The sequence below is a fragment of the Akkermansia sp. KLE1798 genome (assembly GCF_001580195.1).
Classification (GTDB): domain Bacteria; phylum Verrucomicrobiota; class Verrucomicrobiia; order Verrucomicrobiales; family Akkermansiaceae; genus Akkermansia; species Akkermansia biwaensis.
In genome coordinates this window covers 19,212-45,129 of sequence record NZ_KQ971088.1, presented here as the reverse complement: position 1 = coordinate 45,129, position 25,918 = coordinate 19,212, and the positions used below count along the sequence as shown (strand labels likewise).

The following is a 25,918-nucleotide window of genomic DNA, read 5'->3' as shown; positions in this document are numbered from 1 at the left end:
GGAAACATGTTTTCCCGCAGGGGGATCATTCATAAAAGAGGGCGGCTTTCAGAAGCGTTCCTTCCCGGTCAGGGCTGTTTCGGCTTTTGGGCGGCGTCCGGCTGCTTGTCCGTTTTGGATACGTCGTTGTCCGCCACCTGGTGGATCATGTCCGTCAGCGCCTGCACATAGTTTTTTGTCCGGGAGTCCGTGACGCTATATTCGCATTTGCAGGAGAGGGTGGGGATGTCCAGGGCCGCATAATGGCGGTCATTGCTGTTGATGGCCGCTGTTTTCCGGTGAAGGGTGGAGGGCGGCTGTTCCCAGCTTTTTGCAAAGGGGGCTGCGCATTGCGCGGCAAATTCCTGTCCGCGTGGAGTGGTCAGGAACAGGACCGGTGTCTGGGGTTCGGCTTCTTTCGTCTGCTCCCCTTCTGCGGGAACAGCGGTTTTCTGGGGTTCCAGGTTGATCATTCCCAGGATGTTGGAGGCTCCGATGAGGCCGCTCAGCATTTTGGCATGCACGCCGGCTCCGGAAGGACCGGACTGCCCCGCGGGCTGCGCCCCGTTGGCGTAGGCTACAAAGTAGATGTTGTGGTTGGTCGCGATGTCCCTGAGGTCCCTGGCCGTTTCCATCAGCACGGCCGCTCCGCTGCCGTTGTTGAAGCGCTCGTCGGAGTCGTAGTTGGCCCCTACCACAATGCTCTGGTTGTCGGAGAAGAGGCCGGGCTTGTACACCACGATGTTGTAGATGGCGGCTTCCTTTTTGGAGTTGCCGCCCGTGACGGGCTGGAGCGTCACGGCATACCCCATGTCCGAGAAGTTGTTTTCAATGTATTTGGCGGCCGCCTCCATGGATTTGGGCTGGCGGGAGTTTCTGGGGCCTATGGTTTTTTGCAGGACTTGCGTATGGCGTTCCATGCGTTCCGCCAGGGAACGGGGGGTGTCCGGACCGCCGGGGGAGGACGGAAACAGGGTGCAGGACGACAGGACGGCGGCCAGCAGCAGGCCTCCGGAAAGTTTTACGGCATATGTGTATGGGGATGTCATGAATGCTGAAGCGCGGCAATGTAGTTCATTTCCCGTGCGATTTGGGAGGCCAGGGGAATTTTCATATGATCCGGAAGGACGCTCCATGTGTAGGTTTCCACTTCCAGATGGGGGCGGAGGGAGGGATGGGAGTGCAGGTAGTCCAGTGTTTTGGCGATGAAAGACCCCGTGTCTTTCAGAGGCGGTTCCGGAGACGCGTACAGGGGGATGTGGTAATGAATGCGCCAGACGGAGTTCCGTGTTTCCTCCGCATAGTCCCGCGCGTAGGCCAGGGCATTCGGCATGTCCGGGAAGAGCATGGTGTGGTTTCCGTGCCGGATGCTGGTCTGGTGGAAATAGACTCCGTCGTCAAATTCCTGGAGAAGGTCCAGGCTTTCCAGTCCGTTCATGTGGAATTCCAGGGCGTTGGAGAGCTGGACCTTGCACAGGGCGATGTTGTTTTCCTCCCAGGCGGAGAGGGTGAAATCCGGTTCTTCCCGAAGAATGGCGAAGTGGCAGGTATCGTAGGTCAGCCCTATGTGGCGTTCGATGAGTTCCGGGCGGCGGGAACGGTTGCGCAGGTTGTCAAAGAAGCGAATGGCCCCGAACGTGTCGTGAAAATGGCCGAAGGGTTCCGGCTCCAGGCCGAGCTGCATGAGGCGTCCCGTCTGTTTGCTCAGCGCGTCCAGGAATCCGCTCATGGCTTCCAGCCGCGCGAAAATCCGCTCTTCATCCGCGTGGAACCAGCTGTGGGATGCGGGAAGCGTGCTGACGGTCAGCCTGCCGGCCCGTTCATCGCCGATGAGGGCCAGGATGCGGAAGAGGTTGCAGGTATATTCAAAGCGTTCCGGAGTAGTCCAGTCCGGCTGGAAGACACGCTCCTTCACCCGTTCTCCGTGAAAACTGCCGTAGGGAAAGCCGTTGAGGGTTTCCACCCGGGCATGGTTGTCATTCAGCCAGATTTTCAGGGAGTCCAGGTCCTCAGGGGATTCCAGCAGTTCCCGCGCCGCCCGCGCCGACAGGCGCAGTCCGATTCCCAAAGGCTGGTTCCGGAGGGGAGCGGAGAGTTCACTTGCAATGCGCGGCACATGGAGGCGGAGCGCTTCCATGGTTTCCGCCCAAGATTCGGCGGGGTGGATATTGGTGCAGTAGGAAAGCATGGCGGGACCGGGTGGGTGTTGTGGAGGAACGTGCTTCCGCTCCGGGAGCGAGATGGCGGAAGGTGGCTGTGCCTGGGGTGCGTTCCTCAGACGTACATACGAACGGCAGGCCGGGTAAAATTTCATGGATTTGCGTCTTTGGCCGTCATGGAAAAGGCATTTTGCACAGTGGAGCAAATAGGCTTGCAGAAACACGGAACCATATGGTAAGGGTCGGCTTCCATGTTCCATATGCGCCTGTTTCTTTTTCTGACTTCCGGAGTTTTTCTGTATGGGACTGTTGCGCATGCCGCGGAAGGCGGCAAGGACGGGGAGGGATGGAAATCCTCCCGCTTCTGGTTCAGCCGTCCGGCGGAATGGAAGGATACGCGGCCCCAGAAAGGGACGGGTGATGCTTCCTGGGCGAAGGAAGCCACCCCCATCGGCAATGGAAGAATAGGCGCGCTTATTTATGGCGGCGTGGGGAAGGACCATCTGGAACTGACGGAGATCAGCATGTGGTCGGGCGGCTTTTGCAGTTCGGAAGCCAAGGACAAGGGGCCGGATTCCCTGAAGTTCGGGTCCTATCAGCCGTTTGGAACGCTGGAAATCACTTATCCGGCTGCGGATGGAATGAAGGATTACAGGAGGGAGCTTGACGTGGGCAGGGCGCTGGCCTCCGTGTCCTATTCCACGGGGGATGTCCGTTACAGGAGGGAATATTTTGCCAGCATTCCCCATCAGGTGATTTCCATGACGGTGGAAGGGGACAAGCCCCGTTCCGTGGATGCCGTCTTCCGGCTGACAACTCTCCATCCGCAGGACCGGATTACGTCCACCGCCGGAAGAGGACGGGGCATGATTCTGATCCAGGGCAAGTTGAAGAACGGGCTGGCGTATGAAGGCCGCATCGCCATTCTTCCCAAGGGGGGAACCGTCAAGGCTTCCGACGGTTCTGTCGTTGTGGAAAAGGCGGATTCCTGCCGTGTGCTGGTCTCCCTGGCCACGGATTATGTCCTGGATGCCGCCCGGAACTGGAAGGGCGAATCTCCGCGGAAAAGGAACGACGCCGTTCTGGCGCGGGCTCTCAAGGTGCCTTCCGGGAAAATGAAGCGGGATCACCTGCTGGCCTATGGAAAGTTTTACAACCGGGTTTCCCTGGATTTGGGAGAAACGGAGGACCCCACGGCCGGACTTCCCATCGACGAACGCCTGAAGAAGTACAAAAAGGCCGTGAATGAGGGAACGGAATGTCCGGACCCCGATTTGGAGGAATTGATTTTCAACTTTGGCCGCTACGTCATCATTTCCTCCTCCCAGCCGGGCAATTTGCCCGCCAACTTGCAGGGGCTCTGGAATTACAGCCTGATTCCGCCGTGGGATTCCGATTACCACAACAATATCAATATCCAGATGTGTTATTGGGGCGTGGAGCCCGCCAACCTGCCGGAATGCCATGAGCCCCTGGTGCGTTACATCAGGGAGATGGCGCCCGCGGCACGCAGGATTACCCGGGAGACGGCGGAATTCAAGTCGGCGTCCGGAACTCCCGCTCCGGGGTGGACGAGCAGAACCGCCCAGAATATTTTCGGCGGCCAGGGGTTCAAGTGGAACAAGCCCGCTTCCGCCTGGTATGCCCTGCATCTGTGGGAACATTACCTTTTTACGCTGGACCGGGATTACCTGAAGACGACGGCCTATCCGATGATGAAGGAGATCTGCCAGTTCTGGGAAAGCCAGTTGAAGGTGATGAACGAGGGAGGAAGCAATTTCAGGACGGAGGATAAAAAAGTGACTCCGGAGGTGGTTTCCCGTGATTTGAAGGATATCAGGGCAGGCATGCTGGCGGCCCCCATGGGGTGGTCTCCGGAACACGGGCCGAAGGAAGACGGCTGCGCCCATGACCAGCAGATCGTGTGGGAGTTGTTCCATGACACCGTGCAGGCCGCCGAGGTGCTGGATGTGGACCGGGCATGGAGAAAGGAACTGGCCGCCAGGAGGGACCTGCTGGTAGGGCCCAGGGTGGGGGAGGAAGGTATGCTGCTTGAATGGATGATCGACCGAAAGCCGGGCAGCGGTTCCTGGGACCCGCACCACCGGCACACCTCTCACCTGTTTGCCGTCTATCCCGGCAGCCAGATCAGTCCGGCAAAGACGCCGGAATGGGCGGAAGCCGCGCGCAAGTCCCTGCTGGCGCGCGGAACGACGGGTGATTCCCGCCGCTCCTGGACCTGGGCATGGCGCACCAATCTGTGGGCGCGCTTTCTGGACGGCCGGAAGGCGTACGAGATGATTCAGGGCATGATCCGCTACAGCATGATGGACAGCCTGTTCACCACGCATCCGCCCATGCAGGTGGATGGCACCATGGGCATCGTGGCGGGTTTTGCCGAAATGCTGCTCCAGTCCCATACGGGGCGGCTGCATTTGCTGCCGGCACTTCCCGGAGCGTGGAAGGACGGCAGCGTCCGGGGGCTGAAAGCCCGCGGCAATATTTCCGTGGACATGGCCTGGAAAGACGGCAGGGTGACGCAGTTCAGCCTGTCCTCTCCCGCCGCCCAGTCCGTCAAGGTGTTCTTCAATGGGGAGGAAAAGACTTATGCGTTGACGCCGGGAGTTGCCGTTAAAGGGAATTAGGGGCGGTGGTTCGACGGCTTTCGGCTTGCGGACGGGGAGGAGCGGCCTTTTCAAGTGCCGGGTTCAAATATTGCGGGATGCTCTGAACCGGGGCTGGAGAAGATACCGTGAACGGCACCGGGTTCCGGACGAAGTTATGCTGCCGGAGAACAGGGGGCCGTCTGGATGAAAAAAGGTGCGTTGCGAGGGTGTGGCTGTCAAAACTGGAACGGTTGTCCGGGAGAGGACAGGCAGAAGGGAGGAAGAACGACGGACGGACCTGTTTGAGAAGGGAAGGCATTAAACCGATTTGCGGCCGCGAACTGCAAAAAAGGCTGTTCCGCCGTAAACGGAACAGCCTTGTTGTAAAAAGACAGGTAATGCTTAATTACTGCACGATGCCGAGCGGGGCGGTCGTCTTCCAGTCGCCGCGGGTGAAGTCCGGGAATACCTGGGGCATGCCGCCCTGGGCCACGGAATATTCGGAGAGCTCGGAAACGGAGGACCAGAAGGCTCCTTCATAGACGTTCTGGTCCATGGGTTCACCGTTGCGGAGGCATTCGATGATGCGGAAGAGCATCACGAAGTCCATGCCGCCGTGGCCGCCCATTTTCAGGGCCAGTGGGCCGACGCGCTTCCAGAGCGGGTGCTCGTATTTTTCAAAGATGGGCGCCAGCTTTTCATTGCCTTCAATCCATTCGTGATAGTTGCCGTTGCCCAGTTTTTCACCGGCCACGCGGGTCGGGAAGCCGGCCAGCGTGCCCAAGGTGCCCTGGATGAGGTTGAGGCGGGAGTAGGGGCGGGGGCTGGTTTCGTCCCATTCCACCAGAACGGTGCGGCCCATGGTGGTTTTAATGATGGAGGTGTTCATGTCTCCGCAGGCGAAGTCCAGCTTGTTCCACTTGTGGTCCGCCGGGAAGTTTTTCCTGGCATACGCGGCGCGGCCGAGGGCCGGGCTGGAGAAGGAAACGAGCCTGCCGAAGCAGTCGTCCTTGCGGGCCAGGTTCATGTACTGGGCCACAGGGCCCAGGCCGTGCGTGGGGTACACGTTGCCGTTGCGCTTGGCGTAGTGGTAGGTTCTCCAGGAACCGGTGCCGCGCTCCACCTGGTTCATCTGGCCGCGCAGTTCGTGAATGTAGGCGGCTTCTCCATACAAAAGGTCTCCGATGACGCCCTGGCGCACCATGTTCAGGTACATGAGTTCTTCACGGCCGTAGTTGACGTTTTCCATCATCATGCAGTGCTTCCGGGTCTGTTCGGAAGTGTCCACGATTTCCCAGAGTTCCTTGATGGAGACGGCCATCGGCACTTCCACGAAGGCGTGGGCGCCCATTTTCATCACGTCGCAGGTGACGCGGCAGTGCCATTCCCAGCTGGGGCAGACGATAACGGCGTCCGGCTTGACTTCCTTCATCATGCGCTTGTAGTCTTCCGGTCCCTTCGTGAAGATGGGGGGACGCTTGCCCGTCTTCTTTTCCACGAGGTCCGCGTTGCGCTTGGCCCAGTCTTCGTAAAGGTCGCAGATGCCGACGACTTCCGCGCCTTCAATGACGGCCATTTGCGCGACGTGCATGGAGCCGCGTTCGCCTACGCCGACAAAGGCCACGCGGACCTTGTCCAGCTTGGGGGCCCGGAATCCGCCCATATACTGGGCGCCCGGCTTGCGCGCGGGCCACGTGGTCATGGGGCCGATGTTGTTCGGATCGGGGATGATGATTTTTTTGGGAGCCAGGGCTTCCACTTCCTGCGCGTTGGCAAGGGAACCGGCGGCCAGAGCTCCAGTAGCCAGACCCAGGGTCTGGAGGAAACGACGACGTGATGATGAAGTATCCATGAATGAATAGTATGTGAGGGAGGAATAGAATCCCCAGTTTGCCATAGATACCGGGTCTTGAAAATCTTTCTTTCATGAATGGTGCAAAAAGTCCACGGCTTTTTAAATAAGAGTGGGGAAGGCTGCGGAGGTCCCGCGTCGTTTTTCACGGAACCGGGAAGAGGCGCAAACCGGGGACGAATATGGGTGAAAGGAGGCGTTTCCGGAAATGAAAGAGGCCCCGTCCCTCCGCGGTGCGGGGACAGGGCCTGTGGGAGTGCATCACCCGGTTGTGCCGATGTTGCAGGCCGTTGCTTGGGAATGAAATGGGTGCGTAGCAGGCACCGCGTTCCGAAGGATCGGCTCTGGATCGGAGACATCCGGAAAGTGTTGCGTGGTCGCCGGTGCGGCGGCGGGACCGTTCCAGGCGGCCGGAGAGATCATCCCGTTTCTTTCGGCTTATTCAGTAAGGGAACCGTTGTGGGTTCCGCATGCCGTAGAATCGGGATCATCTTCCCGGTCGTCTTTGATGGTTCGGTCAATCCGCCTTGGCGGCGGGAAGTGCTGGCGCGGCGAGTTTGGCGTAGGCTTCACTCAGCGCCTTGCCCAGCTTGGGGCGGAAAACCGTGGTGGTCGGCAGTTTGGCGCCTTCCATGTCACAGGAGCGGAGGATGGCGGGGATGGAAGGAGCCAGCGCATGCTGCATGATTTTCATGCAGTCTTCCAGGTCCACCCCGTATTTTTCCTCAATAAGGTTTTCGATCCGGTCCGCCATGTGTTCCATGCGCTCTATCTGCTGTTTGGTCAGGATAGGCTGGATGGTTGCATTCGGGTCGGGAACGTAGCTGGTCAGCATCTCAATGGCCCGCTTCAGGTCGTCCGGCAGGTTGGTGACATTGCCGCTGTTGAGTACCTGGGCAAGCACTTGATAGCTGTTGGTTGCGTTCTCGTCATAATCATGAATTCCCGATGCCAGCGCCACGCCTGCGATGCTCTGCACGTAACTGGCTACTTCCGGGGAATGCTTGCCTTCCACGAAGGTGGAGGGCACTTCATCCGCGTAAGCCAGAACGGCGGCCTGGCAGGCGAGGGAACTGATTGTGCCCGCGCACAGCGTTTTGGTGATTAACGACAGGATTTTCATGAGTGAAACCTTGGTTTGGGTTTCCCGGCTGCAACGGCCCGGCGGACCGTCTGTAGCAAGTGGGACCATTTTCCCCCGGATTGCGTTCAAATATTTTTTTGAATGGTTAAAATCCGGATTCTTTCGGCGTCCTTGCCCTATCTGCGTGAACGGCTGCGGCTGTATCCGTTACGGGATTGCCTGCGGGAGGGCGAGCCGTTTTCCCGGGCGGAATTTTTCTGCCTCCTGTTAGCACCGGGAACGGTCAGCAGTTCTGCCGGAAGTTCCGTGCTGGAGGCGTGCACGGGAAGGACGCGTCCGAGCATCTTGTGGATGTCCCGGGCCTTGCCGACTTCGTCCGGAGCGCACAGGGCAATGGCCTGTCCGTCGGCTCCGGCGCGGGCGGTGCGGCCTATGCGGTGTACGTAAACTTCCGATTCCGCCGGCAGGTCATAGTTGATGACGAGCTGGACGTCCTTGACGTCGATGCCGCGGGCCGCGATGTCCGTGGCGACGAGAATGGGCGTTTCCCCGGAGCGGAATTCGCGGAGCATGCGCTCCCGCGTGCCCTGGCTTTTATCCCCGTGGATGGCGGAGGCCGGATAGTCCCTGCCGGTGAGGAAGGTGGCCAGACGGTTGGCCCCGTGCTTGGTGCGGGTGAAGATGAGGGTGCGTCCCGGAGTTTGGCGCTGTTCCAGCAGGTCCAGCGTGCAGGGCCTTTTGTCCGCCTGGGAGCGGACCATGCAGAGGGATTGTTCCACCCGGTCCGCCGTGGCGGAGGGAGGCGTGATCATGACCGTTTCCGGTTCCTGCAGGAAGGCCTGGGCCAGTTGCCGGATGTTGTCCGGCATGGTGGCGGAGAACATCTGGGTGTGGCGCTGCCGGGGAATTTTGGCCACGATTTTTTTCAGGGCCGGAGCGAATCCCATGTCCAGCATGTGGTCGGCTTCGTCCAGAATCAGGGTTTCCACCTGGTCCAGATTGACGGTCTGGCGTTCCAGATGGTCGATCAGCCTGCCCGGCGTAGCGACCAGGATGTCCAGGCCCGCCGCCAGTTTGCGGAACTGGGGAGCATACCCCACGCCGCCGAAGATGACGGCTGTGGACAGGTTTTGTCCCTTGGCATACGCCGTGATGTTGTCGTGAATCTGGGAAGCCAGCTCCCGGGTGGGGCTCAGGATGAGCGCCCTGACCTTCCGCGGCCGGGGTTTGGCGGGATGTTCGGAAAAGTGTTGAATGAGGGGCAGGGCAAAGGCGGCGGTCTTTCCCGTACCGGTCTGCGCCAGTCCCATCAGGTCCTTTTTCTGCAGCAGCATGGGGATGCAGGCGGCCTGAATGGGGGTGGGGGTCTTGTACTCCAGTTTCTCCAATTGGCGGAGAATGGGAGCCGACAAGCCAAGCTCCCTGAATGTGGTGGATACCATATTGATTTCTTTATCTGTGAATGCGTCCCGGCTGCAGTGAACTGACGGAATCACAAAATGGCAGGGAAAAAATCCGCCGGAAGCGATACTGAAAGAATCAATACGGAGACGCCCGTATCCCGCCAACCGCAATGACCATCAAATGAACAACCAAGCTTCCATTCAGCGGGAACGGATTAATAAAATCACGGCTGCGCTCCGGCGTCAAGGGAAATAAAAACTTCCGGTACGTTGACGTGCCTGTTTACCGGGATGTTCTGTTTATTATATTTGTTTTATATACCATTGATTTTCTGTAATTATTGACAGTTTTTCCTTCCTGCGGCGCAACAAGTGTTCCATGTCTTTTATTTCTTTTCCGCAAAACAATATGTTCCCGCATTTGCGGATAAGTCATGGATGGGAAGGCGGGAATTTCCTCCATGCCTCACTGTTTTTCCGCCGTTTCTAGCTTTTCAGAAAACGGCGGGCACCCACGCAATAAACGGCCCCCGAGTACACGGTCAGGATGACGGCGCCCCAGAGCGTGAATTGGTACAGGAAGTTGGCGATTCCGTCGCCCTGCCAGTGGCAGAGGGAGGCCACAGGGGACAGGATGGACGGAATGTATTCCGGCGTGTGCACCCAGGTCAGCGCCAGCAGGCAGCCGATGCAGAAGGCCAGCTGGAAGGCCGTTTTCCATTTTCCGGAAGTTCCTGCGGGAATGATGACGCCGTGGTCCTGGGCAATCTGGCGCAGGCCGGTGACCAGGAATTCCCGACTGATGATAATGATGGTGACCCAGAACGGGCACAGCCCGGCAGCCGTCAGGTAGATGAAAGCCGCGGAGACGGCTATTTTATCCGCCAGGGGGTCAATGAGCTTGCCGAAGGTAGTGACTTGGTTCAGGCGGCGTGCCAGATAGCCGTCCAGCCAGTCCGTACATGCGGCCAGCACAAAGACGATCAGAGCGGCCGGATATCCCCAGGGATGTTGGGCCGCCAGGCTGATGACTGCCGTGAAGACGACCACCAACGCGATTCTCGTCAGGGTAATGGTATTCGGCAGGTTCAGCATATGCGGACATTAGGGCGCAGATGGAGTTTCGTAGCAAGCGTTTTTTGCATACTCCGGGAATTAATTTTGTCTGAAAGATGGGGAGGAAAAAGGCTGGTAGGGAAAGGCGGAGAAGTTCATGGAAAGCCGCGTTTTTCCGTATTCCGCAGATTTCCGGAGGAAGGATCGCTTTTTCTCCGTGCAGGAGGGGAGAAAAGGGGTGGCAGGATGGCGACTCCTTCTGGAGAAGCGGCTGGAAGGCCGGGAATCCGGGCTTTCTGAAATGTCCGGTTCCGCGCCTTTTTTGTTCCAGTAGCTCCGGAGAAGGGGCTGATTTCCGGACCGGATGGAAACCGGGATACAGAAAATGCAGGTTCCGGTTTCCTCGTTGCGGGAAGAACCGTTTATCCGGCAGGGAGTACTGTACGGTCTCCTGTCAGTTGCCGATGAGCTTGCCGAATTCTTCCTCCGAAATGACCGGAACGCCCAGTTTGAGCGCCTTCTCCCGTTTGGAGCCGCCTCCGCTGCCGGCCAGCAGGTAGGAGGTGGATTTGGAAATGGCCCCTGTGGCTTTTCCGCCGTGTTCGGCAATCAGCCGTTCAAAGTAGTCCCGCGGCTGGCTGAGCGTGCCGGTGATGACAAAGGTTTTGCCGGACAGGGCGCCTGCCGGGATTTCCAGAAGATTGGCCCTGTATGACTGGGATTGTGGATTGATTCCCAGTCCATGAAGAACGTCCAGCGTACGATGGCCGGCGGCTGAGTTGAAGAAGCTGTTGAGGGATTTGGCGGCAGCCACTCCTATTTCCGAGCCGTAGCTGAGTTTTCCCGTGTTTTTCCGGAGATAGCCCGTTTCCAGGTAGGGGCCGGTCAGCGCATCGATTTCATCCGTCAGTTCCTTGTAGCGCTGTTGCGCTTCTTCTGCGGAGAGCGTGCCTTCCCGGACCGCTTTCCGGTTTTCACGGGTATTGGGGTTGGCCTTGAGCGCCGATTCCACCAGTTCATCCAGCCGGATGATGTCCCTGATATACGGTGATGCCGCCACATGGTCCAGGTCCGGGTGCGTATCCGCCAGCGCCTTGGCCACCACTTCACCGATCTGGGGAATGCCGAAGGCGATGAGCCAGCGTTCCAGAGGGAGTTCCCGCGCATTTTGCAGGGCGTCCAGGGCTTTCTGCGCATTTTTTTCCCCGTAGCGGCGCGGTTCTTCCGCCGTTCCCAGATTGAGGTTGGCAAGCTGTTCCAGCGTCAGGGAGAAGAGGTCCAGCGCGGAGTCGGCCAGGCCGGAGCCCCGCAGGGCCTCCGCTACGGATGAACCGATGCTTTCCACATCCAGCGCAGCGCGGGAGCAGAAGTGGGTGATGCCCGTGACGGCCTGGGCCGGGCAGGTGAAGTTGGTGCAGCGCCATGCTACTTTCCCTTCCTCTTTCATGATGGGGTTGCCGCAGGCGGGGCAGAGGCCGCCCGTAGCTTCCAGAATGCTGTACGGCTTTGAGTTTTCCGGCCTCCTGGAGAGGTTTACCTTGAGCACGGCGGGGATGATTTCCCCCGCTTTTTCCACCAGTACGGTGTCACCGATGCGGACGTCCTTGCGGTCGATTTCATCCTGGTTGTGCAGGGTGGCCCGCGCCACCGTGGAGCCGGAGAGCAGCACGGGCTGGAGTTCCGCCACCGGGGTGAGCACGCCCGTGCGCCCCACCTGGACGACGATGTTCAGCAGGGTGGTTTCCTTCTGTTCCGGGGGGAATTTGTAGGCGGCGGCCCAGCGTGGCGCGCGCGCCGTGGCTCCCAGCGCTTCCCGCGTGGCCATGGAACGGATTTTGATGACGGCGCCGTCCGTGCCGTAGGGCAGGGAGTGGCGCCCCCTGTCGATGTCGCGGACGGCCTGGCGGGTGGTTTCCAGCGTGTCCATATAGTGTACCGGTTCATTGCAGGGAATGCCGCAATGGCGGAGCATGTCCCAGAAGTCTTTTACATCCTTGAGCTCCGGTCCTTCGTAAGCGCCCAGCCCGTGGGCCAGGAAGGCCAGGGGACGCGCCGCCACCTGCCGCGGGTCCAGCTGCTTGAGCGTTCCCGCGGTGGCGTTGCGCGGGTTGGCGAAGGCGGGCAGACCTTCCGCGTCCCGCTCTTCATTGAGCTTGGCAAAAGCTTCGTTGGGCATGAAGACTTCTCCGCGCACTTCCAGCACGGCGGGAGCGTCTGCCGGGAGGGTCAGGGGAATGGTGCGGATGGTGCGCACGTTGGCCGTTACGTCGTCCCCCACCTCGCCGTCCCCGCGCGTGGCCGCATAACTCATGCGCCCATTGCGGTACATGATGGACAGGGCCACGCCGTCGATCTTGGGCTCCACGGAGACGGGAACGGCGTCCGTTCCCAGCGTGCGGACCAGCTTATTGTAGAATTCCACCAATTCCTCGTCCGGAATCAGGGCATCCCGCTGTTCGAAGATGTCGTCAATGGAGAGCATCGGGACGGCGTGCCTGATCTGGTTGAACCCCTGGAGGGGGGCTCCTCCTACGCGCCGCGTAGGGGAATCCGGTTCCGCCAGTTCGGGATGGTCCCGTTCCAGTTTTTCCAGTTCCAGGAAAAGGGCGTCGTACTCTGCGTCGGAGATTTCCGGTTCCGCCTGTTCATAATACAGCCTGTTATGGCGGCGCAGCTCCAAGCGCAGAAATTCCGCGCGCCGGCGCACGGCTTCCTCTTCCGTTCCGTCCTGCCTGCGGTCTGCCAGGGAAAAAAGGTCTTCCTCCATGAAGAGAATGAGTGAAAAAGGTTGCTATTTGCTCAGTTTGATGACGGAACAGGGAGATTTGGAGTGTTCGTGGGCCTTGAACAGGATTTTTCCATCCGCAACGGGCAGGGCGGCATTGTCGCCCAGCAGGACGGCTTTGGTATAGCCTGCCGGCAGGGTGACGGAGACTCCTTCATCGTCCTCATATCCGGTGGCGTCCAGGGGCTGCATGCGGGCGTATTCCGTGCCTTCCGTCAGTTCCTTCATGGTTCCTTCGCTGGGCGGTTCCGCGGGGCCCTTGTCCGGCGGGGGAATCAGGAAAACAAAGATGTCCCCCTGTTCATTGATGGAAGCGGGCTGGTCCAGTTCCGTCCAGGCGCGCGTGCCGTACACGGCTTCCGCATTGAGTTTGAGCCACTGTCCTACGCCGCGCATGGCGGTGGCCACTTTTTCCGGAACGGTGCCGTCCGCCTTCGGGTTGACGTTCAGCAGCAGGTTGCCGCCTTTCGTGACGCATTCTACGAGTTTTTCAATGATGACCTCCGGCGATTTGACATTGGTGTCATAGCGGTTATAGCCCCATTTGTCGCTCACCGTCATGCAGGTCTCCCAGTCCACGCCCGGATAGCCGTGCCGCGGAATGAAGCGTTCCGGAGTGATGTAGTCCCCACAGCGCAGGTCCAGGGTGCCCGCCTGGTTCTGGTTCAGCCCGGAGTAGGCGTACAGGCGGTTGTTCATGATGACGCCGGGATTGAGGGAGCGTGCCATTTCCATGAGTTCCGGGGCCTTCCAGCCTTTTTCTCCTTCCATGGCCCCCTGCGAGTAGTCCCACCACATGATGTCTATGGGGGCGTAGCTGGTCATCAGTTCCCTCACCTGGGCGTGCAGGTATTTCTGGTAGGCGGTGTGGTCGCGCGGAATGTTCTTTTTTTTGAGCATTTCCGCCTGTCCAGCGGGGTAACAGAGGTCCGGGCAGATCGTGTTGTCGTAGGACGGGTGGTGCCAGTCGATCACGGAGTGGTACAGGCCTACCTTCAGGCCGCGCTTGCGGCAGGATTCCGCATATTCCCGGACGATGTCCCGGTCGATCTGGCTTTTGGAGTCATAGTCCGTCTGCGCGCTGTCGAAGAGGCCGAAGCCTTCATGGTGCTTGCTGGTGAGCACCACGTACCGGCAGCCCGCATCCCGGGCCAGCTGGGCCCATTCTTCCGTGACTCCTTCCCGCGGCTTGAAGAGGGGGAGCGCTTCGGAGGCGTACGTGTCCGTATCCACTTCCACGTTTTTCTGAATCCATTCGGAACCGCCGGGCTTGCCCTTCCATTCTCCGGCCAGTCCGGAGTACAGGCCGTAGTGAATGAACATGCCGAATTTGGCGTCCCTCCACCACTTCATGCGCCGGTTGCGTTCCGCCGCGGTTTCCCTGACGGCGGCATGGTTGGAGTCGGCGGCCATGGGCAGTCCCGGAACTGAAGGGGAGAATACATGGCTCCATGGTTCCGCATGGGACCCGGCGGGGGCAGGGGGTGTGCCCCCGTCTGCTTTGTGGATGGAACTTTCCTGTTTTAGTTCCCGAACAAATCCTTCGTCCAGGGCCAGCGCCGGCTGGCCGTTTTCCCGGGCGATTTTGGTGACGGGCTGCTGGGACCAGGCCGGAAGTCCCAGGGAGAGGGCTAGTGCGGCGATTGTGGAAATGTTCATGGTTTTGCGGAAAATAGGTGCTGGTTCTGTAAAGGGAAGAGGAAGGCGGCGCAGATCAGACAACGTCCGTGTCCGCGTAACTGCCCAGGATTTTCAGCATGGAACAGTGCTGTTCCAGTTCCTCCAGGGTTTCCCGGAGCGGGGATTCCAGGGCGTGTCCCACGGCGTCTATATGGAAGACGTATTCCCAGTTGATGGCTTTGGACGGGCGGGATTCAATGCGTATCAGGTTGATGCCGTGCCGCTGGAAGCAGTCGATCACTTCCGCCAGGGTTCCCGGCTTGTGCTGGATGCGGATCAGCAGGGAGGTGCGGTCCCGGCCGCTGGGCCGGGTGTCCTGGCGGCCGATGACGGCAAAGCGCGTGGTGTTGCATGCCTGGTCCTGCACGTCTTCCTCCAGAATGTTCAGGCCGAACAGTTCCGCCGCGAGGGGACAGCCCAGGGAGGCCGCGCCCATGGCGGCGTTTTCCTTGGCCAGGATGCTGGCCTTGGTGGTGGAGGAGGTTTCCACGAGCTCCGCATTCGGGTAGCGCCGGAGAATCCAGTCCCGCGTCTGTCCGAGAACCTGGGGATGGGAATAAAGGATGCGGATGTGTTCGCGCGGAATGGCGGCCATCAGGCTGTTGCGGATGTTCAGATTGATCTGGGCACAGATTTTCAGGCTGGAGGTGACGAAGAGGTCCATGACGGCGGTCACGGAGCCTTCCGAGGAGTTTTCTATGGGCACCACGCCGTATTGGGCTTTCCCGCGGTCCACCATGTCAAACACGTCCTTGAAGCTCTGGCAGGGGATAAGCTCGCAGCTTTTTCCAAATTGCTTGAGCGCCGCCTGGTGGCTCCAGGTTCCCTTGGGGCCCAGATAGGCGATGGTCAGCCCCCCTTCCAGGAAGAAGGAGCAGGAGATGATTTCCCGGTAAATGGCTTGCAGGGAGGATTCCGGAAGAACGCCCGCATTCAGGCGGTTCAGCTTGCCTAGAAGAGCCGTCTCCCGTTCCGGGACGAAGATGGGGGAATTGTCCGCTTTCTTGATCCGGCCGACTTCATGAACCCATTGGGCACGGGTTTTAAGCAGTTCCACGATTTGGGCGTCCACCTCGTCAATGGCCAGCCTCGCCTTGGTCAGGGCGATGGTCTGTTCGTCCGTTTTTCCGTTTTTCTGCTGCGGGGCGGGGGTGTCCGGAGAGGGGGATTCTCCGTGGTGCGTGTTCTCCATGTTTCTGTGCGGGGGTATGCGTTGAAAGTCGGTTCAGGGTAGCGGTTCCCCGTCTGCAAATCAAGTTCAAAGGCCCGGAGCTCCAGTTGTGGATTGATCCTGTCCGGACGAGACGTTTCTAGTAAGTTGAGGGCAATTCAACAGGATGAAAACGCCATTGTTAATAACTGCCGCGGCCATGATGTTTTCCTGCCGTTTCTTTGAGGCATTGAAGGAAGAGCCGCAGTGTCTTGAAATAAACAGCCGCGGTAAGAGGCCTTTGGCACTCTGCCGTGGGAGCCGCAGTGTTGCTTGTGCGATTGAATGGCTCTGAAAAAGTGGAGGACAGAGTGGTCCGCCTGCGGAAGGGAAGGAGGACGCATATGCACGATCTACGCAGCATGCAGGTTTTTCCAGGGGAGCGTGTTCCTGCATTCCTTGTTGACGTTTTAGTGGATAATTGATAATGAACAATATGATGAAAAAATCTATCAAGATATGTTCCCTTGCTCTGGTTTTGGCCGGCTGCGGCGTTGCAGGAACTTTTTCCGTGTATGCCGATGCTCCGGCCGCCAAGGCGGAGGACGCCGCTTCTTCTCCGGTGGGAAAAGCTCTGGAAAAAGCCGATTATCTGACCAAGGACAGGCCGAATACGAAGGCCAGGTATTACCTTTTTCTTTACTCGGCAAGCTGGTGCGGCCCCTGCCGCAGGGAGATGCCCCATGTCGTGCGGACCTACCGTAAGATACGGCAGTCGGACGATGTGGAACTGGTGCTGTTTTCCTGTGACAAGACGGAAGAGGCCGCCAAGGCATGGGCCAAGGAGGAACGGATGAAATTCCCCATCATCAAGCCCAAGAAGGGCAACGGCATTCCCGGTTATGCCCCCGGCGGGACAATTCCGCGCCTGGGCATTGTGGACAATACGGGCAAGCCCGTGATTACCGGACATCCCGCCAAGATTCTGGACGACTGGCGCAAGCACTGCAAGAAAGAGGGAGAAAAGAAGTAAACTTCCGGCTTTTGTTTTCCTTTCTCCGTTTGCCGGAAGGAGAATTTTATTCCCCTTCCAGGTCTTCCGGTACCGGCCTGGGTTCCGGGATGGCGTTGGGGAAAAGCTGGAGCCAGGGCGTGTATTCCGGAGGAACGGGAGCCTCGAATTCCATGCGTTTTCCCGTGCGCGGGTGGTCGAAGCCCAGCCGCCAGGCGTGGAGCATGAGCCTGCCGGGCTGTGCCTTCTGCCTGGAGGGCTTGGCGTAAATGGGGTCTCCGATCAGGGGATGGCCCAGATGAAGCATATGCACCCGGATCTGGTGTGTTCTGCCCGTGTGCAGGGTGCACAGGACGAGGGCCGAGTCCGTAGCGGGGTCTGCACAAAGCAGGTCGTAGTCCGTGATGGCGGCCTTGCCTGAACCGGGATTGACCACGGCCATTTTCAGGCGGTTGACGGGATGGCGGCCGATGTGCGTGAAGACGGTTCCGGAACTCTGGCGGGGAATTCCCTGGACGACGGCCAGATAGCGCTTTTCCGTGCTGCGCGCCGCGAATTGCCCGGTCAGGGATTGGTGCGCACCGTCGTTTTTGGCAATGACGAGGCATCCCGAGGTATCCTTGTCCAGACGGTGGACGATGCCGGGGCGCTCCACTCCGCCGATGCCGGAGAGGTCCCCGCAGTGGTGGAGCAGGGCATTTACGATGGTGCCGTCCGGGTTGCCGGCGGCGGGATGCACCACCATGCCGCTTTCCTTGTTGATGACGACCACGTCTTCATCCTCATACAGGATGTCCAGCGGAATGTCCTGGGGCCTGGCCTCCGCCGGTTCCGGCTCTGGGATGTTGACGGAGATGGAGTCCCCGCGGCTGACGGGCGTTTTGGGTTTGGCGGCGGAACCGTTGATCTGTACATCTCCGCTTTTGATCAGGGCCTGGATTCTGGAGCGGGAGAGTTCCGGCAGATGGGCGGCCAGATACTGGTCCAGGCGAATTTTTCCGTCGGCGTCGTCCGTGGTCAGGTTCATCATCCGTGGCGTTTGATCAATGGCTGTAGGCGGAGGGAGGCATGTCGATGAAGGCATAATCCAGTCCGTACACGTCTTTGAGCAGTTGTCCCAGGGCCTTGACGCCGAAAGTTTCCGTGAAGTAGTGGCCGCCGAAGACCAGGTTGATGCCCAGTTCGTCAGCCATGGGGATGTTCCAGTGGGAGCCTTCCCCGGTCACGTAGGTGCGGCAGCCGAGCCTGGCGGCCTGGACGAGTTCGTTTCCCGCGCCGCCGGAGCAGATGAAGACGTTTCCGGCCGGAGCTTCCTCCGATTGCGCCCAGAAGGTTTGAACGGGCGCTCCGAGGACGGATTCCAGCCGTTCCGCCAGCTCCCGGCAGGTGCCGGCGAATTCCCCGCAGACGCCCATGGAAACGCCGTGGTAGTCCAATCCCTCCCCGGCAGGACGGATGCCGCATGCCTTTGCCAAAAGGGCGTTATTCCCGTAAACCGGATGAACGTCCAGCGGGATGTGGGCGGAGTAAATGGCGAGGTTGCCGTCCATGGCCGCCTTCAGCTTGCGGTAGGAGATGCCCGTGACGGGCTGCATGTCCTGCCAGAAGATGCCGTGATGCAGGATGAGCAGGTCCGCGCCCAGATCCAGGGCCGCATGGATGGTTTTTTCCGAACCGTCCACGGCAACGGCTATTTTTGAGACGGCGCCTTCGTTTTCCAGTTGAAGGCCGTTCAGGGCGCGGGAGGCGTCCGGGATGGAGTCCACGGACAGGGTTTTGTCCAGAAAAGCGGTGATTGCGCTCAGATTGATGCTCATGTGGTGAACGAAGATTTTAGTTGTCTTCCGCCAGGGAGGCGCCCAGCAGACGGACGGAGTCCATGTTCAGGATGAAGTAATAGGGCGTCGTGTTGATTTTTCCGTAATAGAACCGGCTGAAGCCGGCTTCTCCCGCAGGGGCTATTTCCATGGAGATGGTTTTTTCCTCCATTTCCGGCTCAGCGGAAAAGGTGATTCCGTCTTTTCCCGTGATTTCCCGGTGCTCCTGCCGGGAGGCGTCCTTGTACACCTGAATGACGAGTTTCAGGCGGAAGACCGGTTTTTTCAGGGCTTCGCGCGCTTCGGGGTTCGTGTAGGGAAGCCATGAGACCACCTCCATTTTTTCCAGTTCGTCCAGGTAGCGGTTGGCCCGGTTCGGGTTGATGTTCAGTGTTTCGTCCCTGCCGTCCTTGCTGGCCGTCCAGGAGTCGTCCAGACGGTCGAATTTCAGGACCAGCGGCCCCCCGGAGCCGATGCGTTCCAGGTGCATTTCCTTGAGGTTGTACCTGTTGAAGGACAGGAGGCTCTTCTTTTTCCAGGCGAGCGCGTTCGCCGTAAAGTTTTTCATGTATTCGTTGTCCAGCATGACGACCGTGGGCTTGCCGGACTGGCGGGCGTACCAGGAGCCGTCCGTTCCCTTGGAGAAGAAGACGGTGACCGGGGGGCGCGGCTCTTCATTGGGCTTGGGCAGCAGGGACATCGTGAGCGTCAGGAGCGGGTTGTCCAGGCCGTACACGGCAAGGTCCGTGGCCTTGTCGGAGGCGAATCCGGCCACGTTGCCCGTTTTCACGGTTTTCAGCAGGGAAACGAGGTGGTCCGGGTTGACTTCCTGGTAGCGGGAGCCTTCCGCGGTGTACATCCATGTGGGCTGCTGGCCGGTCTTTTCGTCTCCCTGGACAAAACGGACGATGGTCGGGTAATCCTGGAGGCTGCGGCGGATGGAAAGCCCCGTGATTTTGTAGTCTCCGATGTCCGTGAGCTGCTTGGAGCGGAGCAGGTTGAGGTCCAGGGGAATGTTCCGGACGCCGGGAACTTCCTTGTTGCTTCCCGTCGTCTGGGCCAGTTCAAAGACGGCCTTGCGGTCGGAGACGGTGGCTTTCACCAGTTCGGCAAGGTTGCTGTTGTCGGAAGGAGGATAAATGCGGAGAGTGACGGGCTTTTCCTCCACGGCCAGGGATTTGCCGTCTCCGGCAAGGCGCCCCGTGAAGTTCCTGATGGAAACGGAGGTGACCTGGTCGTCCGTCATGTCCGGAACGCTGGTTTCCTCCGGATCATACACGCGCACGGCCGTCAGTTTCTGGAGGGTGCCCAGCAGGACGTCCATCATCTGCGGGTCCGTGTCCAGCGGGAGGGGATAGGTGATTTTCCAGGGAGTCCTGGGATCGGGAGAGGGGCGTTCCAGGGCGATGCGCTGCCCCTTGTTGTTGATTTCAATGGAGGCGGGCATCGCCGGATGGATGAGCAGGGGACGATGGTCCCGAAGCTGGCGGATGCCGGACTTGAAGAGGGGCAGGATGTTGCCGGTGCCCACCAGAATGCGGGAGTCGCGGCCGTAAAAGTCCGTCTGCATGTAGGTGGTATCGTCCGTCGTCTGGTTCTCCGGATCGTCCACCAGCCACGGGGCTGTGGACCCCAGGGTGTAGCGCGCCATGGTGGAGGAACGCCTGCCGTCGGCACTCATTTCTTTCAGAGTGATGGTGATGGGCGTGGTCTTGACGCCGAATTCCTTCAGGGAGGCGGAGTCAATCTTGTGCAGGGGGAGCGCATCCACAATGCTGGTGGAGTACGTGTACTGGAGGATGGCCGCCGCGGCGCGCGGGTCCATGCGGTCGTCCCACGGTTTCTCACCCCACCATACGCCGTTGGGCCTGCGGCGGAATTCCGCCATGTCCCCGCCACAGTTGATGCGCATCCAGGAGATTTCGTTCATTTCCTCCTTGGTGTAGGGGAAGAGCCGTTCTCCTGAACTGAAGGCGGTGCGTCCGATGATGCGGGACAGGTTGCCGTCAATGGTCAGCAGCACCGCCGCCCCGATGGCGGCAAGGGTGACAAGGACGAGAAGGATGAAGCGGAGTATGCGCATGTGCTTCCGGTAATGGGGCGTGACGGGTTAATGGCGGCGCGTGTTCCAGATGATCAGGGCTATCAGAAGCGCCAGCAGGGGCAGCCCGATGTTTGTCAGGAGTTCCAGGACGCCGAGGGCGTTGCGGTCCAGGTTGAGCTTGACGGTCAGGTCATGCCGGGACCCCAGACCGCGCAGTTCTTCGCGGTCCGTCATCCATGCGATGAGCGTGCGCACGAAGTCCCGCTGTTCCGGCTTGATCTGCCGGGGCTGGAGCAGGTCCGTATTGCCCAGCAGAACCAGGCGTCCGGTGGTCTTGGTCTGGTTGACGTCTCCGGAATTGCCGCGGATAAGCGCCGCGCCGATCATCAGGGGGCCCGGGTTGTCCTCGTGGGCGTCAAACTGGACGGGGAACTGGTTGTACTTGGTTTCCCCGTAATATTCCTCCGTGGTCACCAGCAGGGGATACGGCGTGATGCGCTTGTGCTCCATGGCGGCATTGTCCGAGTCCAGAATTAGGGAGATGCTTTCCCCTTCCAGCCCGGTGCTGGAGTTCCAGAATTCTCTGGTGCAGTTCAGTCCCGGTGCAAAGATGGCGTTGATTTCAAATACGGAGCGCTTGTTTCTGTTGCGGAGCATTACCCGGTCGTTCTGGGGGCGCAGCCCCTGTTCCCGGAGGAATCTGTACAGTTGCTTGGGGGTGTCCTGCTGGGGTTCCAGCATGATGAACAGGGCGGCGTTCGGCCTGTCCCAGTATCTTTGCAGAACTTCCGCCTCCTGGGGAGTCAGATCGTATTTGGAGCCGACGATCATGAATCCGGCGGCATCCTCCGGAATTTCCTGCAGGCCGCCCAGGCGAATGGGGACAAGCTGAAGGTTGACGGAGCGGCAGAGACGGGAAAGGGTGGTGAAGATGCTTTCCTCATTGCTGTTGCTCATGGCTTCGTTGAAGTTGCTCTTGTCCGCCGCGATATACATTTTGCGGGGTTCCCCGTTGGCGGCTCCGAAGATGCCCGCCGTCATCATGTCCTCAATCTGAAGGGCCACGGCTTTCATGCTCTTGCCGTCCGGTCCGGGAGCGTACACGATGAAGGAGTCTCCGGAGAGGATGCGCACATGGGCGGCGTCCGGCTGGTAGTTGCCTGCGGAGTCCTTGAGGGCCACTTCCGTGTCTTCCCGGGCGTCAATGACTACCTGGTTTTTCCGGAATTCAACGCCGTAGATCATGGAAATCTCACGGGCCTTGTTCGGCTGGCGCAGGGGGTCCACGTAGTCCACCACCACTTTGCCGTTGGAATAGCGTTCGTATTCCTCAAGCAGGGAGCGCATGCGGGTGTAGTTCTGCGTGGTGCGCAGGAAGGCGAAGGTGATTTTGATGGGAGTCTTGCGGTTCTGGATTTCCGGGGACTGGAGCATGTTGATGCTCTGCTGGGAAATGTCATAGCGCTGGTCTTCCGTAAGGTCCCGGCGGTAGTATTCGTGGCAGCCCACGTAGTTCAGGCAGATGACAATGATGCACAGCAGGAAGAGCTTGATCCACGTCATCCAGGGGCGCCTGACCTTGCGGGCGGCAGGCCGGTTTTCCTCCTGGGGCGCCGGGGCGGGTGTTGCTGGTGTTTCACTCATAGATGGAGATGGAAAGGGGGTGAAAAGGCAGGGAGGGCGGTCAATGTTTCCAGCGGCGGTGGTCGATGATGCGTATGGAGACGGCCAGCGTCAGGACGGTCATGGTCAGGTAAAAGACAAGGGGGCGTGTGTCGACGAGCCCGGCTGAGAAGCGGTCCAGGTGCTCCGAGCAGGAGATGTAGTGGAAGATGCCCGCCGCGGGGAATTCCCCCCAGACCACCGGAATCAGGCCCATGAAGAAGATCAGTACCAGCAGGCCGATGGTGATGATGCCGGAGATGATCTGGCTGCCCGTGAGGGAGGAGGCAAAGATGCCGATGGAGGTGAACCATGCCCCTATCAGCAGCAGGATGGCGTATGCTCCGGCCCAGTCCGCCAGACGGTAGGGCAGGGCCATGCCGGCGTCATATCCGTAAGCCCACTGCACGACCAGGTTGGACCAGTCCGCGAGCAGCGGGTACAGCAGCATGGGCAGCCACAGGATGATGTAAAAGACGTAGGCGGAAAAGTATTTGCCCAGAACGACCTGCCAGGTTTTGACGGGAGCGGTGAGCAGGGATTCCAGCGTGCCTGTCTTCTCTTCTTCCGCCAGGGAACGCATGGTAATCAGCGGGAAGATGAACAGGAAGTAGAACCAGAACATGGGGGAATGCAGGATGAAGAACAGAATGCCTTCCTTCTGCGGGGCCAGTTGGAACGCCTTGAGCGTGCCGGACAGGGAGACGCTTTGCAGGGCCACGATGAAGGCCAGGATGACCCAGCCGTAGGGGGTCATCAGATAGCTTCTGAGTTCTTTTCTGAAGATGGTAAGTACCGGTGACATGAGAGGAAAAGGGGTGCTGGTTGAGGGGAAGAGGGGGGAAGGGCCGGGTTAGTCTTTGCGGGTCATTTCCACGAATACTTCTTCCAGGGTGGGAGTATGGCGGTAAATGTGGCGCAGGGAGCAGCCCTGTTCCGCCAGGAGCCGGGCGGCTTTTTCACGGGTGTCCGTTCCGGCTTCCGCGCGCACGGTGAGCGTGTGCCATCCGTCGGCGTCCGTGCCTTCGTGGATCACTTTCTTGACGTGTTCCATGGCTTCCAGCTTTTCCGTGACCAGGGGGAGGTCCCCGCGGAATTCCAGAGTGATTTTTCCGGCGGCGCGGAGGTTGGCCGTCAGGTTGGAGGGGGTGTCCGCCGCCTTGATCGTGCCCTGGTCAATGATGATGACTTTGTTGCAGATCATTTCCACTTCACTGAGGATGTGGGTGGAGAGAATAATGGTATGGTTTTCCGCCAGTCCCTTGATCAGTTCCCGTATCTGGCGGATCTGGTTGGGGTCCAGTCCGTTGGTGGGTTCGTCCAGAATCAGCAGGTCCGGCTCGCCCAGCAGGGCGTCCGCGAGGCCTACGCGCTGGCGGTAGCCCTTGGAGAGGGTGCGGATCATCTTGCGGCGCACGGGGTCCAGCCCGCACTGTTCCACCACCTTGGAGACGGACGGCCATATCTGCTTGGAGGAGATGCCTTTAAGGCGTGCGCGGAATTTCAGGTATTCCGTCACGCGCTGGTCGTCGTAAAGCGGGACGTGCTCCGGCAGGTAGCCCAGGTGCTTGCGGGCGTTCAGAGGGTCTTTTACAATGTCGAATCCCGCGATGGAGGCCGTTCCGGAGGTAGGGGGAAGATAGCCGGTGAGCATGCGCAGAGTTGTTGTCTTGCCTGCGCCGTTCGGTCCGAGAAAACCTACAATCTCTCCCTTTTCAATCGTGAAGGAGGCATTTTTAACCGCTTGAAAGCGGCCGAACTCTTTGGAAAGCTGGTCGGCGTGAATCATAGAATCAGTGGGAACAGGGTGATTCTAATCCAAACCGCCGCAGCCTCAAGCTAATTCTCCCATTTGATCACCGGAGCCGGATGCGGTGCCGGCGGGAAGGGGAACGGCGCAAGGGATTGGAATTTCCCTGAGGCGCCGGAGAAGGAGGGGCGGAAATCAACCCTGGAGGTCTTCCTCCAGCCGGAGTACGATATCGCGGACGCGGACGTCGTTTTCCATGCGGGAGGCTACGAGCTTGTTGGCATGAATGACGGTACCGTGGTCACGGCCGCCGAACGCGTTGCCGATGTCCTTCAGGGAGCATTCCGTCAGGCGGCGGCTCAGGTACATGGCTATCTGGCGGGGGAAGGCAATGCTGTTCGGACGTCGTTTTCCGGTCAGGTCGCTCACTTTCAGTTCATAAAAGTCCGCCACGCGTTTCTGGATGGTTTCCACAGAGAGGACGCGGCTGGTTTCCTCCCGGAGGATATCGCGCAGGAGCTGTTCGATCTTGGAGATGTCCGGCATGTCTCCGGATAGGGAAGTAAATGTGGCTACGCGGAGCAGGGCTCCTTCCAGCCGGCGCACGCTTTTCTGGATGCGGCTGGCAAGGAATTCCAGAATCTCGTCGGATACGTTCATTCCGGCACGGTCGCGCTTGCTCCGCAGGATTTCCAGCCGGTCTTCGTCGCCGGGCAGGGTCAGTTCCACCGTCAGGCCGGATTCCAGCCGGGCGGCCAGGCGGACGTCCAGGTTGGAAATGTCGCAGGCGGCGGCATCGGCGCAAAGCACGATGGTCTTGTGGGCATGGAACAGGGCGTCAAACGTGTGCAGGAATTCTTCCACCGTTTTTTCCTTGCCGGAAATGAACTGCACGTCATCCACCAGCAGAACGTCCGCCTTGCGGTATTTGCGGCGCAGTTTGGCAAAGCTCTGGCCGTTCTGGGTGCGGGAGGCGTCAATGAATTCATTCGCGAATTGTTCACCCGTCACGTACACCACGTTTGCAGAGGATTCCTGACGGAGAACTTCATGGCCGATGGCTTGCAGAAGATGGGTTTTTCCTACGCCGGATTTTCCGTATAAAAAGAGGGGGTTGAAGAGGGGGCGCTCCGACTGGGCGGCGGAAATGGCCGCCTGGTACGCAAACCTGCTGTCTTCATACATCACGAAGGAGTCGAACGTGTACAAATCATTCAATGCGGCCCTGGCTCCCTGGGGGCGTGCCTTTTTGGCGGTGCGGGCCGGGGATTCCTCCGGCTGGGCGTTTTTTTTGCGTACGGAGGATTTCTGTGCCGGCGCGTCCGTTTCCTGTTCGGAAGCCACCTCGTCCGCGCAGATGAATTTTACATTGCGTTCCCCTCCCAGAGCCAGCATGGCAGCCTGTTTCAGTTCCGGCGTGTAGCTGTTTTCCACCCACAGGGCGGCCATCGGATCATCGCATACCAGCGTCAGGGTTTTTCCGGAATCTTCCAGCAGGGAAAATTTGGGGAACCACAGTCCGTAAACCTCCGGGGACATGATCGTTTGAAGGGCTCCTGTGATTTTGGTCCATGCTGCTGGCAATTCGGATGAAGGGGTCATTGTTATGAAAATGATGAAGTTGTTTGGTTGTAAAGCTCATATGGGCTTTCCCCGTCTGGCTGCGAGACCGGACGCGGATAGAACATGACAGTTCATCCGTATCCGTGAAAACTCGCGGCGTCTATCGGAATGGAGAAGGCGAACTCGTCCGCCTCCAGCTCGACATCCCGGCTGACGGGAGCGCCAAATTACTGATTTGCGGCAAGAGAAAAAACATCTTTTTGAATCTTCATGAGTCATCGTTCCACCGCTTCAAGTTCCACGGGGGTTCCACATC

Annotated in this window: 18 protein-coding genes; 2 read left to right on the top strand and 16 right to left on the bottom strand. The window is 59.4% G+C overall.

Annotated elements, in window-relative coordinates; all coding sequences use genetic code 11:
- Nucleotides 1–68 precede the first annotated feature (68 nt).
- Together HMPREF3039_RS08920 and eboE are read right to left on the bottom strand one after the other, a co-directional pair.
- Nucleotides 69–1,028, bottom strand: coding sequence for a zinc-binding metallopeptidase family protein (locus HMPREF3039_RS08920; protein WP_067569908.1), 960 nt, complete (start codon nt 1,026–1,028; stop codon nt 69–71).
- Entirely contained in the window at nt 1,025–2,167 is a 1,143-nt protein-coding gene (gene eboE, locus HMPREF3039_RS08915) for a metabolite traffic protein EboE (protein WP_067569906.1), read from the bottom strand. Before eboE ends, HMPREF3039_RS08920 begins: the two co-directional genes overlap by 4 nt.
- 231 nt (nt 2,168–2,398) lie before the next feature.
- On the opposite strand from eboE, the gene HMPREF3039_RS08910 reads away from it, so the two are divergent.
- Entirely contained in the window at nt 2,399–4,783 is a 2,385-nt protein-coding gene (locus tag HMPREF3039_RS08910) for a glycoside hydrolase family 95 protein (protein ID WP_167506789.1), read from the top strand.
- 367 nt (nt 4,784–5,150) lie between these two features.
- Here HMPREF3039_RS08910 and HMPREF3039_RS08905 read toward each other — a convergent pair whose 3' ends face one another.
- The 7 genes from HMPREF3039_RS08905 to pheA form a co-directional block, all read right to left on the bottom strand.
- Nucleotides 5,151–6,596, bottom strand: a complete 1,446-nt coding sequence (locus HMPREF3039_RS08905) for a Gfo/Idh/MocA family protein (RefSeq protein ID WP_067570074.1) — start codon at nt 6,594–6,596, stop codon at nt 5,151–5,153.
- Between the two features lie 517 nt (nt 6,597–7,113).
- On the bottom strand, nt 7,114–7,719 hold the full coding sequence (locus HMPREF3039_RS08900; RefSeq protein WP_067569902.1) for a hypothetical protein: 606 nt from the start codon (nt 7,717–7,719) through the stop codon (nt 7,114–7,116).
- Between the two features lie 137 nt (nt 7,720–7,856).
- Complete coding sequence (locus HMPREF3039_RS08895) at nt 7,857–9,122, bottom strand: DEAD/DEAH box helicase (protein WP_067569899.1); 1,266 nt, start codon at nt 9,120–9,122, stop codon at nt 7,857–7,859.
- 447 nt (nt 9,123–9,569) lie between these two features.
- Entirely contained in the window at nt 9,570–10,178 is a 609-nt protein-coding gene (gene pgsA / locus HMPREF3039_RS08890; RefSeq protein ID WP_067952083.1) for a CDP-diacylglycerol--glycerol-3-phosphate 3-phosphatidyltransferase, read from the bottom strand.
- A gap of 415 nt (nt 10,179–10,593) precedes the next feature.
- A complete protein-coding gene (ligA, locus tag HMPREF3039_RS08885; protein ID WP_067569897.1) occupies nt 10,594–12,906 on the bottom strand; it encodes an NAD-dependent DNA ligase LigA in 2,313 nt (770 codons plus the stop codon).
- Nucleotides 12,907–12,930: 24 nt separating this feature from the next.
- A complete protein-coding gene (locus HMPREF3039_RS08880) occupies nt 12,931–14,583 on the bottom strand; it encodes an alpha-L-fucosidase (protein WP_067569895.1) in 1,653 nt (550 codons plus the stop codon).
- Nucleotides 14,584–14,638: 55 nt separating this feature from the next.
- On the bottom strand, nt 14,639–15,796 hold the full coding sequence (gene pheA / locus HMPREF3039_RS08875; protein ID WP_067952082.1) for a prephenate dehydratase: 1,158 nt from the start codon (nt 15,794–15,796) through the stop codon (nt 14,639–14,641).
- Nucleotides 15,797–16,250: 454 nt separating this feature from the next.
- Between pheA and HMPREF3039_RS08870 the strand changes: the two genes are divergently transcribed.
- Nucleotides 16,251–16,787: a TlpA family protein disulfide reductase gene (locus HMPREF3039_RS08870; RefSeq protein WP_067982511.1), complete on the top strand. Its 537-nt coding sequence runs from the start codon at nt 16,251–16,253 to the stop codon at nt 16,785–16,787.
- Between the two features lie 46 nt (nt 16,788–16,833).
- On the opposite strand, the gene HMPREF3039_RS08865 is transcribed toward HMPREF3039_RS08870, so the two are convergent.
- The 7 genes from HMPREF3039_RS08865 to dnaA form a co-directional block, all read right to left on the bottom strand.
- Nucleotides 16,834–17,796 carry an RluA family pseudouridine synthase gene (locus HMPREF3039_RS08865; RefSeq protein WP_231863895.1) on the bottom strand — a complete coding sequence of 321 codons (963 nt, stop codon included), beginning with the start codon at nt 17,794–17,796 and terminating at the stop codon, nt 16,834–16,836.
- Nucleotides 17,797–17,809: 13 nt separating this feature from the next.
- Nucleotides 17,810–18,583: a Nif3-like dinuclear metal center hexameric protein gene (locus HMPREF3039_RS08860; RefSeq protein WP_067569891.1), complete on the bottom strand. Its 774-nt coding sequence runs from the start codon at nt 18,581–18,583 to the stop codon at nt 17,810–17,812.
- Nucleotides 18,584–18,599: 16 nt separating this feature from the next.
- Nucleotides 18,600–20,666 (bottom strand): DUF4340 domain-containing protein, encoded by a 2,067-nt coding sequence (locus HMPREF3039_RS08855; RefSeq protein ID WP_067569889.1) that lies wholly within the window; start codon nt 20,664–20,666, stop codon nt 18,600–18,602.
- Nucleotides 20,667–20,693: 27 nt separating this feature from the next.
- Nucleotides 20,694–22,271, bottom strand: coding sequence for a DUF7088 domain-containing protein (locus HMPREF3039_RS08850; RefSeq protein WP_067569887.1), 1,578 nt, complete (start codon nt 22,269–22,271; stop codon nt 20,694–20,696).
- A 40-nt stretch (nt 22,272–22,311) separates the two neighbouring features.
- Nucleotides 22,312–23,094 (bottom strand): ABC transporter permease subunit, encoded by a 783-nt coding sequence (locus tag HMPREF3039_RS08845; protein WP_067569885.1) that lies wholly within the window; start codon nt 23,092–23,094, stop codon nt 22,312–22,314.
- Between the two features lie 48 nt (nt 23,095–23,142).
- Nucleotides 23,143–24,078 carry an ABC transporter ATP-binding protein gene (locus HMPREF3039_RS08840; protein WP_067569882.1) on the bottom strand — a complete coding sequence of 312 codons (936 nt, stop codon included), beginning with the start codon at nt 24,076–24,078 and terminating at the stop codon, nt 23,143–23,145.
- Nucleotides 24,079–24,234: 156 nt separating this feature from the next.
- Nucleotides 24,235–25,641 carry a chromosomal replication initiator protein DnaA gene (gene dnaA / locus HMPREF3039_RS08835; RefSeq protein WP_067569881.1) on the bottom strand — a complete coding sequence of 469 codons (1,407 nt, stop codon included), beginning with the start codon at nt 25,639–25,641 and terminating at the stop codon, nt 24,235–24,237.
- Nucleotides 25,642–25,918 lie beyond the last annotated feature (277 nt).

Coding starts and splice junctions, on each gene's coding strand:
- HMPREF3039_RS08920 (WP_067569908.1), bottom strand. CDS start 1,028: ATGACATCCCCATACACATATGCCGTAAAACTTTCCGGAGGCCTGCTG.
- eboE (WP_067569906.1), bottom strand. CDS start 2,167: ATGCTTTCCTACTGCACCAATATCCACCCCGCCGAATCTTGGGCGGAA.
- HMPREF3039_RS08910 (WP_167506789.1), top strand. CDS start 2,399: ATGCGCCTGTTTCTTTTTCTGACTTCCGGAGTTTTTCTGTATGGGACT.
- HMPREF3039_RS08905 (WP_067570074.1), bottom strand. CDS start 6,596: ATGGATACTTCATCATCACGTCGTCGTTTCCTCCAGACCCTGGGTCTG.
- HMPREF3039_RS08900 (WP_067569902.1), bottom strand. CDS start 7,719: ATGAAAATCCTGTCGTTAATCACCAAAACGCTGTGCGCGGGCACAATC.
- HMPREF3039_RS08895 (WP_067569899.1), bottom strand. CDS start 9,122: ATGGTATCCACCACATTCAGGGAGCTTGGCTTGTCGGCTCCCATTCTC.
- pgsA (WP_067952083.1), bottom strand. CDS start 10,178: ATGCTGAACCTGCCGAATACCATTACCCTGACGAGAATCGCGTTGGTG.
- ligA (WP_067569897.1), bottom strand. CDS start 12,906: ATGGAGGAAGACCTTTTTTCCCTGGCAGACCGCAGGCAGGACGGAACG.
- HMPREF3039_RS08880 (WP_067569895.1), bottom strand. CDS start 14,583: ATGAACATTTCCACAATCGCCGCACTAGCCCTCTCCCTGGGACTTCCG.
- pheA (WP_067952082.1), bottom strand. CDS start 15,796: ATGGAGAACACGCACCACGGAGAATCCCCCTCTCCGGACACCCCCGCC.
- HMPREF3039_RS08870 (WP_067982511.1), top strand. CDS start 16,251: ATGATGAAAAAATCTATCAAGATATGTTCCCTTGCTCTGGTTTTGGCC.
- HMPREF3039_RS08865 (WP_231863895.1), bottom strand. CDS start 17,796: ATGATGAACCTGACCACGGACGACGCCGACGGAAAAATTCGCCTGGAC.
- HMPREF3039_RS08860 (WP_067569891.1), bottom strand. CDS start 18,583: ATGAGCATCAATCTGAGCGCAATCACCGCTTTTCTGGACAAAACCCTG.
- HMPREF3039_RS08855 (WP_067569889.1), bottom strand. CDS start 20,666: ATGCGCATACTCCGCTTCATCCTTCTCGTCCTTGTCACCCTTGCCGCC.
- HMPREF3039_RS08850 (WP_067569887.1), bottom strand. CDS start 22,271: ATGAGTGAAACACCAGCAACACCCGCCCCGGCGCCCCAGGAGGAAAAC.
- HMPREF3039_RS08845 (WP_067569885.1), bottom strand. CDS start 23,094: ATGTCACCGGTACTTACCATCTTCAGAAAAGAACTCAGAAGCTATCTG.
- HMPREF3039_RS08840 (WP_067569882.1), bottom strand. CDS start 24,078: ATGATTCACGCCGACCAGCTTTCCAAAGAGTTCGGCCGCTTTCAAGCG.
- dnaA (WP_067569881.1), bottom strand. CDS start 25,641: ATGACCCCTTCATCCGAATTGCCAGCAGCATGGACCAAAATCACAGGA.